Genomic DNA, 14,315 nt, shown 5'->3' on the forward strand with positions numbered 1-14,315 from the left:
CGCGGCGCTCGGCCTGCCCCTCATGCCAGCCCGCCCCAGGGGGCAACCCTGGCGGGCCGGCATTCGTTTCACTGCCGCCCTTGCCCCTTGCCTGGGGGGGCGGTAATGCGGCCGCGGCTTCCTTGCGCGCCCGGCTTGCCGCGCCGGCCTCGCCCCCTGCGGAGTTTCCCATGGCCGGCTGGCAGTTCTGGATCGATCGCGGCGGCACCTTCACCGATATCGTGGCGCGTGACCCGGAGGGGCGGCTCACCACCTCCAAGCTGCTCTCGGAGAATCCCGGCCGCTACCGCGACGCCGCGGTGGCCGGCATCCGCGCCTGCCTCGGCCTGGCGCCGGGCGCGCCGATTCCGCCCGGCACGATCGAGGCGGTGAAGATGGGCACCACGGTCGCCACCAATGCGCTGCTGGAGCGCAAGGGCGAGCGGGTGCTGCTGCTGGTCAACCGCGGCTTCGCCGACCTGGCGCGGATCGGCAACCAGGCGCGGCCGCGCCTGTTTGACCTCAATGTCCGCCTGCCCGACCTGCTGCATGAGCGGGTGGCCGAGATCGGCGGCCGCATGGCGGTGGATGGCACCGAGCTGGAACCGCTGGACGAGGCCGCGGCGCGCGCCGCCCTGGCCGGGGCCTTCGCGGATGGCATCCGCGCCGTCGCCGTGGTGCTGATGCATGCCTGGGCACATCCGGCGCATGAGCAGCGCCTCGGCGACATCGCGCGCGAGGCGGGCTTCACCCAGGTCTCGCTCAGCCACCAGGCGAGCCCGCTGCCGCGCATCGTGCCGCGGGGCGACACCACGGTGGTGGATGCCTATCTCTCGCCCATCCTGCGCCGCTATGTGGAGCAGGTGGCCGGCGAGATGCCGGGGGTCCGGCTCTATTTCATGCAATCCTCCGGCGGGCTGGCCGAGGCCGGGCATTTCCAGGGCAAGGACGCGATCCTGAGCGGCCCGGCCGGCGGCATCGTCGGCGCCGTGCGCACCGCGGGCATGGCGGGGTTCGACCGGATCATCGGCTTCGACATGGGCGGCACCTCCACCGACGTTGCCCTCTATGCCGGCGAATTCGAGCGCGCCTTCGAGACGCTGGTGGCCGGCGTCCGGATGCGGGCGCCGATGATGGCGATCAACACGGTGGCGGCCGGCGGCGGCTCCGTCCTGGGCTTCGACGGCGCGCGCTTCCGGGTCGGGCCGGAGAGCGCCGGGGCGGTGCCGGGCCCCGCCTGCTACCGCCGCGGCGGGCCGCTGACGGTGACGGATGCGAATGTCATGCTGGGCAAGATCCAGCCGCGGCATTTCCCGGCGATCTTCGGCGCGGATGGCGACCAGCCGCTCGATGCCGAGGTGGTGCGGGAGAGGTTCGCGGCGCTGGCGCGGGAGATCGCGGCCGCCACCGCTATCCCCACGGGCCAGCCGCAGGACCCGCGCGCGGTGGCCGAGGGCTTCCTTCGCGTCGCCGTCGCCAATATGGCCAATGCCATCAAGCAGGTCTCGATCCAGAAGGGCCATGACGTCACCCGCACCGTGCTCGCCTGCTTCGGCGGCGCCGGCGGCCAGCATGCCTGCCTGGTGGCGGATGAGCTTGGCATGGAGACGGTCTTCATCCACCCCTTCGCCGGCGTGCTCTCGGCCTATGGCATGGGCCTGGCCGACCAGACGGTGATCCGCGAGGCCGCGGTGGAGGCGCCGCTCTCGCCCGATGCCATGCCCGATCTGGCACAGCGGCTGGCGGCGCTGGCCGAGGAGGGCCGTGCTGAATTGCTGCGCCAGGGGGCCGAGGCCGGGCGGATCGGCGCCGCGCTCCGCCTGCATCTCCGCTATGCCGGCACCGACAGCTTCCTGCCCGTGGCTTTCGGCGGGCATGACGCGGTGCTGGCCGCCTTCACCGCCGCGCATCGCAACCGCTTCGGCTTCGCCACGCCGGAACGCGAGGTGGTGGTGGAAGCCTGCATCGCCGAGGTCACGGCATCAGGCGAGCGGGTGGAGGAAGCCCGGCTGCCCGAACGCCCGCCGGGCGAGGCGCCGGCCGCCCTCGACACCGTGCCGCTCTGGACCGAGGGCGCGGCGCACCAGGCGCCGGTGCTCGACCGCGAGGCGCTGCTGGCCGGCGACCGCATCCCCGGCCCAGCCCTGATCCGCGAGGCCAATGCCACCACGGTGGTCGAGCCCGGCTGGACCGCCGAGGTGACGGCGCTGAACCACCTGGTGCTGCGCCGGACCGAGCCCCGCGCCGCGGCGCGCATCGCCGATACGGCCCGCCCCGATCCGGTGATGCTGGAACTGTTCAACAACCTCTTCATGAGCATCGCCGAACAGACCGGCGCGGTGCTGCAGAACACCAGCCTTTCCGTGAACATCAAGGAAAGGCTGGACTTCTCCTGCGCCATCTTCGATGCCACCGGCGCGCTGGTGGCGAATGCGCCTCACGTCCCGGTGCATCTCGGCGCCATGGGCGAGAGCGTGCGCACCGTCATCCGGCTGCGCGGCGGGACGCTGCGGCCGGGCGACGTGGTGGCGCTGAACAACCCCTATAACGGCGGCACGCATCTGCCGGATGTCACCGTCATCACCCCGGTCTTCGATGACTCCGGGGCGGAGATCCTGTTCTTCCTCGGCTCGCGCGGCCACCATGCCGATATCGGCGGCCTCACCCCCGGCTCCACGCCGCCGGTCTCCCGCACGCTGGAGGAGGAAGGCGTCGTCATCGACAATTTCCTGCTGGTGGAGGGTGGTCGGTTCCGCGAGGCGGAGTTCCGCGCCCTGCTCGCCGCGGCGAAATACCCGGCCCGCTCGCCGGACGTGAATGTCGCCGACATCAAGGCGCAGGTCGCGGCGAACGAGAAGGGCGTGCAGGAGCTGCGCCGCGCGGTGCGCGACTGGGGCCTCGGCACCGTGCGCGCCTATATGCGGCATGTCATGGACAATGCCGAGGAGAGCGTCCGCCGCGTGATCGATCGGCTGGCGGATGGCGAATTCCGCACCACCATCGACGACGGCACGCCGCTCTGCGTGGCGGTGCGGGTGGATCGCGCGAATCGCCGCGCGGTGATCGACTTCACCGGCACCGGGCCGCAACGCCCGACCAATTTCAACGCCCCCGCCGCGGTCTGCCGCGCCGTGGTGCTCTATTGCTTCCGCGCCCTGGTGGGCGAGGAGATCCCGCTGAACGACGGCTGCCTGAAGCCGCTGGAGATCCGGGTGCCGGAGGGCACCTTCCTTTCGCCGCGCCCCGGCGGCCCGGGCGGCGGCGCCGCGGTGGTGGCCGGCAATACCGAGGTCAGCCAGATGACCTGCAACGCGCTGCTCGCCGCGCTCGGCGCCTGCGCCTCGGCCCAGGCGACGATGAACAACGTCCTGTTCGGGGATGACCTGTATCAGTACTACGAGACGGTCTGCGGCGGCGTCGGCGCCGGGCCGGGATTCGACGGCTGGGGGCCGGTGCAGACGCATATGACCAATACCCGCATGACCGACCCCGAGGTGCTGGAACTCCGCTACCCCGTGCGGCTGGAGGAATTCTCCATCCGCCGCGGCTCCGGCGGCGCCGGCCGATGGCATGGCGGCGATGGCGCGCGGCGGCGCATCCGCTTCCTGCGGCCGATGCAGGCGGTGGTGGTGGCCTCCCGCCGCAATGTCGCACCGCATGGGCTGCGCGGCGGGCAGGATGGCGCGCCGGGCCGGCAATGGGTGGAACGCGCGGATGGCCGCATCGAGCCCATCCCCGGCAATACCGGCGCCGCCGAGCTTGCCCCGGGCGATACGCTGGTGGTGGAGACGCCCGGAGGCGGCGGCTGGGAGCCGCCGCCGACTTCTGCAAACAACGCTGGCGGCGGCTGGGAGCCGCCGACCGCGGCGGACAATGCGGGGAAGCCGGCGTGACGGGTAGCGCGTCCTGCCGTCCTGCCGGAATGCCGGCTTGCAGCGCAGGGCAGGGCGTGCGGCGCCCGGACTCCTGATGCGGCGCATCGCGGCGCCGCTGCTGCTGCTGGTGCTGGCGCTGCTCGGCGCCGGGTTCTGGATCGGGCCGCGCCTGGTCGATTGGGAGCCCTGGCGGGCGCGGCTGGCCGAGCTTGCCGCAACCCAGCTCGGCCGGCCGGTCGCCTTGCAGGGGCCGATCACCCTGGCGCTGCTGCCGCAGCCGCGCATCGAGGCCGAGCAGGTCGCGATCGGCGCCGCGGAGGATGGCGTCACCGTCACCGCCCGTGCCATGCGGCTCCGCCTCGGCCTCGGCGCGCTGCTGGCCGGGCGGCTGGAGCCGCGGGAGATCGCGTTGGTCGGCGGCGAGATCCGCCTGCCCTGGCCGCCCTCGGCGCTGCCGAGCTTCCGCCCGCCCGCCTGGCTCACCATCCTGGAGGCGCGGCTGGAGGATTGCCGGCTGCTGCTCGGCGGGCTGGAACTGGATGGGCTGAATGCCACCCTCGTCACCGGCGGCGTCTCGGAAGCCCTGGTGGCGGAGGGGCATTTCGCCTGGCGCGGCCGTGCCGTGCGCTTCTCCGGCCAGCTCGGCCGCGCCGGCTTCGACGGGGTGGCGCCGCTCGACCTGACCCTGGCCTCCTCCGGCGCGACCTTCGCCGCGCGCGGCGTGCTCGCCCCGGGCGGCGGCTTCGAGGGGCGGCTGGAGGCGGCGGGGAACGACTTGGCCGCATTGCTGCCGGCGCCCGCCGTGCCCTTCCGCGCCAGCGGCCGCCTCACCGCGGCCGCCGATCTGCTGGCGGCCGGCGACCTGGCGCTCGATCTCGGCGGCCAGCCGGCGCGCGGCGCGGCGACGCTCCGGCTGGCGCCGGAGCCGCGGCTCGACATCGCGCTGGCGGCCGGGCGGCTCGACCTCGATGCCTGGGTGGCGGCGCTGCGCCAGGCCCGGGCGCAGGCGGGGGGGGCATCGGGTGCCGGTCAGCATCGACCTTTCCGCCGAGGCCACCAGCTTCGGCCCGCTGCCGCTGCGCCGGCTGCGCGGCGCGGTCTTCCTGGAGGGCGAGCGGCTGACCCTCTCCGATGTCTCCGCCCTGCTGCCGGGGGAGACGGAGCTGGAGGTCGCCGGCGCCACCGCCGGGTCGCGCATCGAGCTGGCCGTGCATTTCACTGGACGGAACCTGCGGGAGACCCTCGCGGCGCTTGGCCTGGACCTGGCCGGGACCGATCCGGCCCGGCTGCGGGTCGGCGAGGGCCGCTTCCGGCTGGTGCTGCAGGAGGGGCAGGCCGAGGTCTCCGACCTGGCCGCGGTGCTGGACGGCAGCCGCATCTCCGGCGCCGGGGTGCTGCGCCGAGGCGCGCGGCCGGCCATCGGGCTTGGCGTCACCATGGACCGGCTGGACCTGGACGGGCTGCTGCCGCCGATGCCGGACTGGCCGGCGCTCTCGGCGCAGCTTGCCGGCTTCGACCTCAACCTGCGGCTCGCGGTGGAGGAACTGGCCTGGCGCGGCCTCGGCGCGCAGCGGGCGACGCTGGACGCCACATTGGAAGCTGGCAAGCTCTCGCTGCGGCGGCTGGCGCTGCGGCTGGGCGAGCTGGATGCCGCCGCGTCCGGCGTCGCCCTGCTCGGCCCCCCGCCGCGCTTCTCCGATCTCACCCTGGAGCTGAACGGCACCGGCAGCCCGGCCCTGACGGCCCTGCTGCTGCCGGACTGGATGCCCGACTGGGCGGGGGGGCTGGCGGGCCACCCCATCGCGCTCCGCCTCACCGGCGGCGGGGCGCCCGAGGCGGTGGCGCTCAAGGCCGAGGGCGATCTCGGCGAACTCCGGCTGGAGGCGGCGGCGACGCTCAATGCCATCCAGCAGCGCGGCAGCGGCACGCTGACCCTGCGGCATCCCGGGGCGCCGCGCCTGCTCGCGCCACTGCTCGGGCCGGAGGCGGTGGAGTGGCTGGGGCATGGGTCCCTGGCGGTGATCGCCAGCCTCGCCGGCACCTTGCAGGGCGGCGGCACGATCGGCGCCGAGTCCCTGGATGTGGTGGCCGGCGGGCTGCGGGCGCGGGGCCAGCTCAGCCTCGCCCTGGGCGGCGCCCGGCCGCGCCTCTCCGGCCGGATCGCAGCGGAGCGGCTGCCGCTGCCGGGCCCGGCGCTGCGCGGCGCGGAGCCGCTCGGGCTCGACCGCCTGGCGGCGCTGGATGCGGAACTGGCGCTGGAGGCGGCGCGGGTCGAGCCGCTGGGCGGCCCGGTGCTGGAACAGGCGACCGCCGTGCTCCGCCTCGCCGATGGCTCGCTGCGGCTGGACGGGCTGCTGGCGCGGCTCGGCGGCGGCACCCTGCGCGGCGGCGTGGCGCTGGAGGGCAGCGCCACGCCGCCGCGCCTGGCGCTGGACCTGACGCTGGAGGATGCCACCATCAGCGGCCCGCTGCTCGACCTGCCGCTCGATCTCGGCGCCGGGCGGGCGGCGGGGTCAGTGCGGCTGGCGGCCTCCGGCCACAGCATGGCGGCGCTGATGGCGACGCTGGAGGGTGGGTTCAGCCTGAATGTCAGGGACGGCGTGCTGATCGGCTTCGACCTCGCCGGTTTGCAGGCGGCGGCCGGGCAGCCGGCGCTGGCGGAGGCGGCGCTGCGCCAGGCGCTGGCGGGCGGCGCCACCGCCTTCGAGGTGCTGGAACTCGCCGGGCAGGTGACGGAGGGCCGGGCCACGCTGACCACGGCGCGGCTCACCACCGAGGGCGGCGGCAGCGCCACCGCGAGCGGCGCGATCGATCTCGGGCGCGGCGCGCTGGACCTCCGCCTCGCCGCCCAGCCGGTGGCGGAGGCTCCGGAGATCGGCCTCCGCCTCACCGGCCCCGCCACGGCGCCGCAGCACCTGCCGGAACTGGCGCCCTTCCTGCGCTGGCGGGCGGAGCGGTAGGGCCGATGGACCTTGGCGCCGGGCCGCGCGATGCTGCGGCCGAACCCGATCCGGAGCCCGGAACCGCCATGCCCACACGCGAGGGTGCGCTCACGCGCGCCGCCAGCTTCTTCGATGCCGGCGACTACAAGGCGCTGCTGACGCGGCTGGTCGCCATCCCCTCCACCGCGCAGGAGCCGGGCTTCGAGCCGGAACTGGACCGCTACCTGCAACAGGCGATCCGCCCCTGGCTGGAGCGGATGGGCTTCCAGGTCGCGATCCACCCGAACCCGCTGGAGGGCTTCGGCCCGATCCTCACCGCCGAGCGCATCGAGGATCCGGCTCGGCCCACCGTGCTGCTCTACGGCCACGGCGATACGGTGCGGGGCCTGGATGAGCAATGGCGCGCCGGCCTCGCCCCCTGGACGCTCACCGAGGAGGGCGACCGCTGGTATGGCCGCGGCACCGCCGACAACAAGGGCCAGCACGCGCTGAACCTGGCGGCGCTGGAGGCGGTGCTGGCGGAGCGCGGCGGCCGCCTCGGCGCCAATGTGAAGCTGGTGCTGGAAATGGCGGAGGAGCGCGGCAGCAAGGGGCTGCGCGAGTTCGTGGCCGCCCATGCGGCGGAATTGGCGGCGGATACGCTGATCGCCTCGGATGGGCCGCGCGTCACGCCCGAGGTGCCGACCATCGCCACCGGCACGCGCGGCACCTACCACTTCGACCTCGTGGTGAAGCTGCGCGAGGGCGGCGTGCATTCCGGCCATTGGGGCGGGCTGACCACCGACCCCGCCATCATCCTGGCGCAGGCGCTGTCCAGCATGATGGACCGGAACGGCAGGATCCTGGTGCGCGACTGGCTGCCCGGCAATGGCGTGCCTGCCGCGGTGCGCGGCGTGCTGGCGGGCTGTCCGGTCGGCGGTGGCGAGGGCGCGGCCAGCATCGACGAGGGCTGGGGCGAGCCGGGCCTCACCCCGGCCGAGAAGATCTATGGCTGGAACAGCCTGATCGTGCTGGCGATGCTGAGCGGCCGGCCGGAGAACCCGGTGAATGCCGTGGCGCCCGATGCCCGCGCGCATTGCCAGATCCGCTACACCGTGGACAGCGACCCGGCGCGGTTCGAGGCGGCGCTGCGCGCGCATCTCGACGCGCATGGCTTCCCCGAGGTGCGGATCGAGGGCGCCTTCGTGCGCATGGCGGCCAGCCGCACCGACCCCGACCACCCCTGGGTGCGCTGGGCGCAGGAGAGCATGCAGCGGACGCTGGGCAAGCCGGTGCAGATCATCCCGAACAGCTCGGGCGGGCTGCCGGGGGATGTCTTCGTGGACCATCTCGGCGTGCCGCTGGTCTGGGTGCCGCACAGCTACAATGGCTGCAAGCAGCACGGGCCGGACGAGCACCTGCTGATCGCCCCGGCGCGGGAGGGGCTGCTGGCCTTCACCGGCATGTGGTGGGACCTGGGCGAGGCGGGCACGCCGGGGCGCGGGTGACAGGTGCCGCGGGCGGGGGCATGGGCCGGGGATGAACCCCGGCCCGGCCGGGCGGTTACGCTTCCTCACGCTTCGGGCGCCGGGCCGCAACGCGCCTGTTACATGCGGCCTCCATCTTCAACCCGTCGGCCGTATCCGCCGGCCATTGGGAGATATCCGATCATGAGACTGCTCCGCACCGCCATCATCGGCGCCGCCACCCTGGCCGCCGCGCTGCCGGCCCTGGCCCAGCCCGGCCCCGGCGCCGGCCCTGGCGGCGGCCCGTCCGGGCGCGGCCTGACGGCGATCTTCGAACAGATCGATACCAACAAGGACGGCCGCGTGGTCTGGGACGAGGCCTGGGTCTTCGTGCAGCAGCGCTTCACCGCGGCCGACGCCAACCACGATGGTGGCCTGACCCAGCAGGAATTGCAGGCGATGCGCCCGATGGGCCGCCGCGCCGGCGAGCCCGGCCGCCAGGGCGCCGCGGCGCAGGGCAGTGATGCGCAGCGGCCCGGCGGGCCGGATCGCGCAGGCCGGCACAGCCAGTTCGCGGGCATGATGTTCCGTGCCCTCGACGCCAACCGCGACGGCAAGGTGACGCTGGAGGAGATCCGCCCCGCCGCCGAGGCGCGGTTCCGCGCCTTCGACGCGAATGGCGACAATGCCGTCACGCGGGACGAATTGCCGCAGGGCCACCATCGTGGCCAGCGCGGCCCGCGTGGCCAGGCCGCCCCTGCGACACCGGCCCCCACGGCCCCGGACAGCAGCCCGGCCCCCGCCACGCCGCGCTGAGCCTGACGGGTTCCCCTTCCCCTGATGCGGGGAGGGGGAACCTCCTCCGGCCTATGCCGCCGGCGCGCCGGCGGGTTCCCTGGCCTGGAGCCGCCATGCCTCCGTGCTGGCATAGATGTCGCCGGAATTGGCTTCCGGCGGCAGGGCGGCGAGCCAGGTGGCCATGGCCGGGGCGGAAACCGGGGCCGCCGCCACGAATTCCCATGCTCTCGCCGAGGCAGGCATTGAAGGTGCGGTAGCCGAGGCCAGTGAGCCGTTCCAGGCATTCCAGCGCGACGCCGCGCTGGATGGTGGTGAATTCGAAGGAAAGCGCGCGCGGCGCGAAGGAGAGGCCCGCCAGCGCCGCGGCCTCGAAGCCCTCGATATCCAGCTTGATGAAATCCGGGCGTCCTTCGGCGGCGGCCAGCGCATCCAGCGTGGTGACGGGCAGCCGCAATTCGGCGTCCCATGCCTGGCCCTCCCAGCCCGGCGCGCCTGCCGCCGCGGCGATGAAGGCGGCGCTGGCGCTGGCCACGGTGGGATTGGCCAGGTTCAGCCGCAGCACCGCCTCGCCCGGCGCCGCCCCGACCAGGGTGGCGAGGCGGGTCACGCCGGGGTCGCGGTGGAACAGCAGTCGCAGCAGCCGGTCGAGGCGCGGCTGCGGCTCCACCGCCACCACCCGGGCGCCGAGGCGGCGGAAGCTGGCGGTGCGGTCCCCGGCATGGGCGCCGATATCGAAGCCCAGTTCGCCGGGGCCGAGGAAGCGGCGGTGGAAGGCATCCAGCAGCAGCCCCCGGCCGGGGGCGTGATAGACCCGCAGCGAGTGGCCGATGGCGCGGGCCGAACTCAAGGCGCGAAGACCAGCGCCGCGCCCCCCGCGCATTCCGGCGGCACCAGGATGCCCGCCGGGATCTCCGCCACCGGCAGCCCGTGCAGGACGCGCCGCGCGGCGGCATTGCCGTCGCCGGTGCGGATCACCATCCCCGCCATGAAGGGCAGGCTGGGCACCTCCACCCCCGGCAGCAGGCGGGGGGAGGGCGGAGGCCCCCAGGATGCGGATGCTGGTGGGCAGGGCCGGCGCCTGCGGCCCGGCGGCCCCCCGCGGCGCCCGGCAGGGACAGCCGGAAGCCGCCTGCCGGATCGGGCTCCAGTGGCAGGCCGGCCAGGCGGGAGAGGCGGGCGCCGGTCTCGGCCGGGCTGGCCACGGCCAGGATCAGCGTCTCCAGCGCCACCGCCTTGTTGGCGTGGTGCATCCAGCGGGGCTGCCAGATCAGCTCCGGGGTGAGGTGGCGGATCAGTTGCAGCCGCCCCTCCGGCGCCTCCGGCAGGGGCAGCCGGGCGAAGCGCGCGATGGGGCCGCCCGCTTCCACCGGGCGCTCCAGATGCGCGATGCCGGGGACCGGCACGCCGGCCCGGCGCAGCCGTTCCAGATTGCCCTGCTCGTCCTGCATCGCCAGCGCCAGGATATGCAGGCCGGCATAGCGGGCGAGCCAGGCCTCCAACCCATTGTCGAAACGCGCGGGGTCCAGGATGGCGATCAGCTCGATATAACCGTGCCGCAGGAAGGCGCAGCGATTGCCGCTGCCGAATAATTCCACCGGCCCGCCGGGGCTGCGCCGGCCGCTCTGCTGCGCCACCGGGCTGAGGGCGAAGCCCAGCCGTTCGTAGGTGGCGGCCAGCGGGCCCAGATCGCGCGCCGCGACGCCGACATGATCCAGGGCGAGGGCGGTGCTCATGGCGCGTAGCCGGCCGGGGCTTCGTATTTGTCGAGCAGCCAGGCCGCCGGCTCGGCCAGCGCCTCGGCATACCAGCGCGCCAGGAGCGGATGCGCCCGCACCGCCGCCACATAGTCCCGCGTATCGGCGGCGATCTCCGGCTGCCAGGTGAGGAAGCGGGTCACCACCGGGGCGAAGATCGCATCCGCCAGGCCGAGCCGGGGGCCGGTGAGGAAGGGGCCGCCGGAGGCGGCGCGGACCTCGCGCCACAGCGCCTCGATCCGGGCGATATCGGCCAGGGCCTCGGGCGTGCGGCCGCCGCCAGGGAATTCGCGGCCGAGATTCATCGGCATGGCCTGGCGCAGCCCGCGGAAGCCGGCATGCATCTCGGCGGCGATGGAACGGGCCGCCGCGCGGGCGACGCGGTCCTCGGGCCAGAGGCCGGGGGCCTGCTCGGCGCAATATTCGGCGATGGCGATGCTCTCCCAGACCCGGGCGCCGCGATGCTCCAGATAGGGCACCAGCCCATGGGGCGAGGCGGCCCTGATCGCCGGGGTGCCGTCCGGCCCCATGGGGATCACCACCTCCTCCACCTCCAGCCCGGCCAGGCGCACCGCCAGCCAGCCGCGCAGGCTCCAGGAGGAGTAGCGCCGGTTGCCGAGCACCAGCCGGCCATCTGTCATCTTGCCATCCGGCATCGCAGCAGCCTTTCCATGGTCCCGCGGGGTCCCGCGGGTTCGGGCGCCGGCAAGCTGGCATGGTTGCGGTGCGCAACCAACCATTGGCGGCAATGGTTCCGCGGTGATAAGGCCCGAGCGTGACCCATATCAACCCACAGGCCGACCCCGTGTCTGAGATCCGCGTGCGGCTGCGGCAGCAGGAGCTGATCGGCGAGCTCGGCCGCTTCGCGCTGGCGGAGCATGATTTCGACGAATTGCTGGCCGAGGCCGCCCGGCTGGCGGCCGAGGGGCTGGACACGCCGCTCGCCAAGGTCATGCAATACCGGCCGGGCGAGGATACGCTGCTGGTGCGGGCCGGCATCGGCTGGCGGCCGGGGGTGGTGGGGGTGGCCCGGCTCGGCACCGATCTCGCCAGCCCGGCCGGCTATGCGCTCAAGACCGGCGCGCCGGTGATCTCCAACCACCTGGCCGGGGAGACCCGTTTCCGCACCCCGGCGCTGATGGTCGAGCATGGCGTCCGCCGTGCCGTCAATGTCGTGGTGCGCGGCCAGCGGGAGCCCTTCGGCGTGCTGGAGGCGGATAGCCGCGACCCCGGCGACTTCTCGCCCCGCGACGTGGTGTTCCTGGAGGGGCTGGCCAATGTGCTCGGCCTGGCTGTGGACCGGGAGGCCGACCGCGCGGCCCGCGACGCGGCGCTTCGCGACAAGGACCTGCTGATGGTGGAGATCCACCACCGCGTGCGCAATTCGCTGTTCCTGGTGCAGAGCCTGCTCAGCCTGCAGGCGCGGGCCGCCACGGATGCGGCGGTGCGGACGCAGCTTGACGAGGCGGTCAAGCGGGTAGCGACCGTCGCCGCGGTGCACCGGCGGCTCTATTCCGGCGATACGCTGGGCGAGATCGATGCGGCGGACTATCTCGGGGCGCTGTTGCGCGACCTCGGCGAGCAGGCGCCGGGCCGGACCGTGCGGCTGGAGGCTGCCGCCAATATCCTCTGGTCCGCGGACCGGGCCACCGCCTGCGGCCTGGTGGTCACGGAACTGGTCATCAATGCGCTGAAATACGGCGCCGGCACCATCACCGTGCAGGTCGAGGCGGAACCTGACGGGGCGGTCCGCATGGCGGTGGAGGATGAGGGGGGCCGGCCCGCCGCCGGGCTTCGACCCGGCCGCCACCACCGGCCTCGGCATGCGCATCCTGCGCGCCCTGCTGCGCGGCGGCAGCATCGTGTTCGACCGCGCGGCGCCGCGCACCCGTTTCGTCGCGACCCTGCCGGGTTAGGTCCCGGAGCGCGCTTGCCCTGGCGTCGCGCCCGGTGTTCCCTGGCGCCTGCTTCGCCGGAGTGTCCCTGATGAACGAAATGCCCGTCTCGCGTCCGAACAACCTGGACGCCTTCTGGATGCCCTATTCGGACAACCGGTATTTCAAGTCCAACCCGCGCATGCTCGCCCGCGCCGAGGGCATGAGCTACTTCACGCCGGATGGGCGGGAGATCCTGGACGGCACCGCCGGGCTCTGGTGCTGCAATGCCGGGCATGGTCGGCGGGAGATCACCGAGGCCATCCAGAAACAGGCGGCGGTGATGGATTTCGCGCCGACCTTCCAGCTCGGCCACCCCATCGCCTTCGAGGCGGCGGCACGGCTGGCGGAGATGACGCCGGAGGGGCTGGACCGCGTCTTCTTCACCAATAGCGGCAGCGAAAGCGCCGATACCGCGCTGAAGATCGCGCTGGCCTATCACCGGGCCAGAGGCGACTCCGCGCGGGTGCGGCTGATCGGCCGGGAGCGCGGCTATCACGGCGTCGGCTTCGGCGGCATGTCGGTGGGCGGCATCGGCGGCAACCGCAAGCAATTCGGCGCCCTGCTGCCCTATGTCGACCACCTGCCGCATACCCATGGGCTGGCGGAGAACCTGTTCGCCAAGGGCCAGCCGGAGCATGGCGCGTATCTGGCGGACACGCTGGAGAACCTGGTGGCGCTGCATGGCGCCGAGACCATCGCGGCTGTCATGGTGGAGCCCGTCGCCGGCAGCACCGGCGTGCTGGTGCCGCCGCGCGGCTACCTGGAGCGGCTGCGCGCGATCTGCGACAAATACGGCATCCTGCTGATCTACGATGAGGTCATCACCGGCTTCGGCCGCCTCGGCACGCCCTTCGGCGCCGAGCGGCTGGGCGTGGCGCCCGACATCATGACCATGGCCAAGGGCCTGACCAATGCCGCGGTGCCGATGGGCGCGGTGGCGGTCCGCAACGGCATCTACGACGCGATCGTGGACGGGGCCCCGGCCGGGATCGAGTTGTTCCATGGCTATACCTATTCCGGCCATCCGCTGGCGGCCGCGGCCGCCATCGCCACGCTGGACCTGCACCGGAGCGAGGATCTCCCCGGCCGTGCGCTTGCGATGGAGCCCTATTGGCAGGAGGCGGCACATAGCCTGCGCAGCCTGCCCGGCGTGATCGATATCCGCGATTTTGGCCTGATCGCCGGCATCGAGTTGGCGCCGCGGCCGGGCCAGCCCGCGGCCCGCGCCATGGATGTCTTCCGCCGCTGCTTCGATGCCGGGGTGCTGGTCCGCGTGACCGGCGACATCGTGGCGCTTTCGCCGCCGCTGATCGTGGAGCGGGGGCATGTGGACCGGCTGTTTGGCACGCTCTCCGACGCCATCACGGCGGAAGCGGCCTGAGGCATGGCAGCCGCCGCCTTCCCTCGGTCACGGCGGCGGTGCTGCTTGGCCCGGAACGGCTGCGGGAACGGGATGCGGCGGTGATGGCCACCGTGGTGCGGGCGCTCGATGCGCCGCCGGAGTGGCGGCCGGCGCCGCTCTCGGTGCTGGTGACGGCCAGGACGGCACTGCGGCGGGGCTAGGAAGCTTGTCGGCGCAGGGCCG

The 14,315-nt window shown here is 73.8% G+C and carries 10 protein-coding genes and 2 pseudogenes; 8 read left to right on the forward strand and 4 right to left on the reverse strand.

The annotated features are described in order from the left end of the window. The first annotated feature begins 170 nt into the window (after positions 1–170). The 5 genes and pseudogenes from KSF81_RS08700 to KSF81_RS08715 all read left to right on the forward strand — a co-directional run bounded on the left by KSF81_RS08700 (position 171) and on the right by KSF81_RS08715 (position 9,057). A complete protein-coding gene (locus KSF81_RS08700) occupies positions 171–3,872 on the forward strand; it encodes a hydantoinase B/oxoprolinase family protein (protein WP_217378636.1) in 3,702 nt (1,233 codons plus the stop codon). A 76-nt stretch (positions 3,873–3,948) separates the two neighbouring features. Further along, positions 3,949–4,275, forward strand: a pseudogene (locus KSF81_RS31965) (AsmA family protein); the annotation flags it as partial. A 601-nt stretch (positions 4,276–4,876) separates the two neighbouring features. After that, positions 4,877–6,814: an AsmA-like C-terminal region-containing protein gene (locus KSF81_RS31345; RefSeq protein ID WP_217378637.1), complete on the forward strand. Its 1,938-nt coding sequence runs from the start codon at positions 4,877–4,879 to the stop codon at positions 6,812–6,814. A 68-nt stretch (positions 6,815–6,882) separates the two neighbouring features. Next, a complete protein-coding gene (locus tag KSF81_RS08710; protein WP_217378638.1) occupies positions 6,883–8,283 on the forward strand; it encodes a M20 family metallopeptidase in 1,401 nt (466 codons plus the stop codon). A gap of 162 nt (positions 8,284–8,445) precedes the next feature. Next, positions 8,446–9,057 carry an EF-hand domain-containing protein gene (locus KSF81_RS08715; RefSeq protein WP_217378639.1) on the forward strand — a complete coding sequence of 204 codons (612 nt, stop codon included), beginning with the start codon at positions 8,446–8,448 and terminating at the stop codon, positions 9,055–9,057. Between the two features lie 349 nt (positions 9,058–9,406). Here KSF81_RS08715 and KSF81_RS29320 read toward each other — a convergent pair. The 4 genes and pseudogenes from KSF81_RS29320 to KSF81_RS08735 all read right to left on the reverse strand — a co-directional run. Further along, positions 9,407–9,790, reverse strand: a pseudogene (locus KSF81_RS29320) (FkbM family methyltransferase); the annotation flags it as partial. 92 nt (positions 9,791–9,882) lie between these two features. Further along, entirely contained in the window at positions 9,883–10,044 is a 162-nt protein-coding gene (locus KSF81_RS08725) for a hypothetical protein (protein ID WP_217378640.1), read from the reverse strand. Further along, positions 10,011–10,772, reverse strand: coding sequence for a VOC family protein (locus tag KSF81_RS08730; protein ID WP_217378641.1), 762 nt, complete (start codon positions 10,770–10,772; stop codon positions 10,011–10,013). Before KSF81_RS08730 ends, KSF81_RS08725 begins: the two co-directional genes overlap by 34 nt. Further along, on the reverse strand, positions 10,769–11,434 hold the full coding sequence (locus tag KSF81_RS08735; protein ID WP_217378642.1) for a glutathione S-transferase: 666 nt from the start codon (positions 11,432–11,434) through the stop codon (positions 10,769–10,771). Before KSF81_RS08735 ends, KSF81_RS08730 begins: the two co-directional genes overlap by 4 nt. 164 nt (positions 11,435–11,598) lie before the next feature. Here KSF81_RS08735 and KSF81_RS08740 point away from each other — a divergent pair, with 164 nt between their 5' ends. Genes KSF81_RS08740 through KSF81_RS08750 form a run of 3 tightly spaced genes read left to right on the forward strand, consistent with a single transcriptional unit; the run spans position 11,599 to position 14,293 of the window. Then, complete coding sequence (locus tag KSF81_RS08740) at positions 11,599–12,780, forward strand: histidine kinase dimerization/phosphoacceptor domain -containing protein (RefSeq protein WP_309139509.1); 1,182 nt, start codon at positions 11,599–11,601, stop codon at positions 12,778–12,780. 8 nt (positions 12,781–12,788) lie between these two features. Continuing rightward, positions 12,789–14,111 carry an aspartate aminotransferase family protein gene (locus KSF81_RS08745; RefSeq protein WP_217381625.1) on the forward strand — a complete coding sequence of 441 codons (1,323 nt, stop codon included), beginning with the start codon at positions 12,789–12,791 and terminating at the stop codon, positions 14,109–14,111. A 38-nt stretch (positions 14,112–14,149) separates the two neighbouring features. Continuing rightward, on the forward strand, positions 14,150–14,293 hold the full coding sequence (locus KSF81_RS08750) for a hypothetical protein (RefSeq protein WP_217378644.1): 144 nt from the start codon (positions 14,150–14,152) through the stop codon (positions 14,291–14,293). Positions 14,294–14,315: the final 22 nt, after the last annotated feature.

Source organism: Siccirubricoccus sp. G192 (assembly GCF_019084075.1).
Taxonomy (GTDB): domain Bacteria; phylum Pseudomonadota; class Alphaproteobacteria; order Acetobacterales; family Acetobacteraceae; genus G192.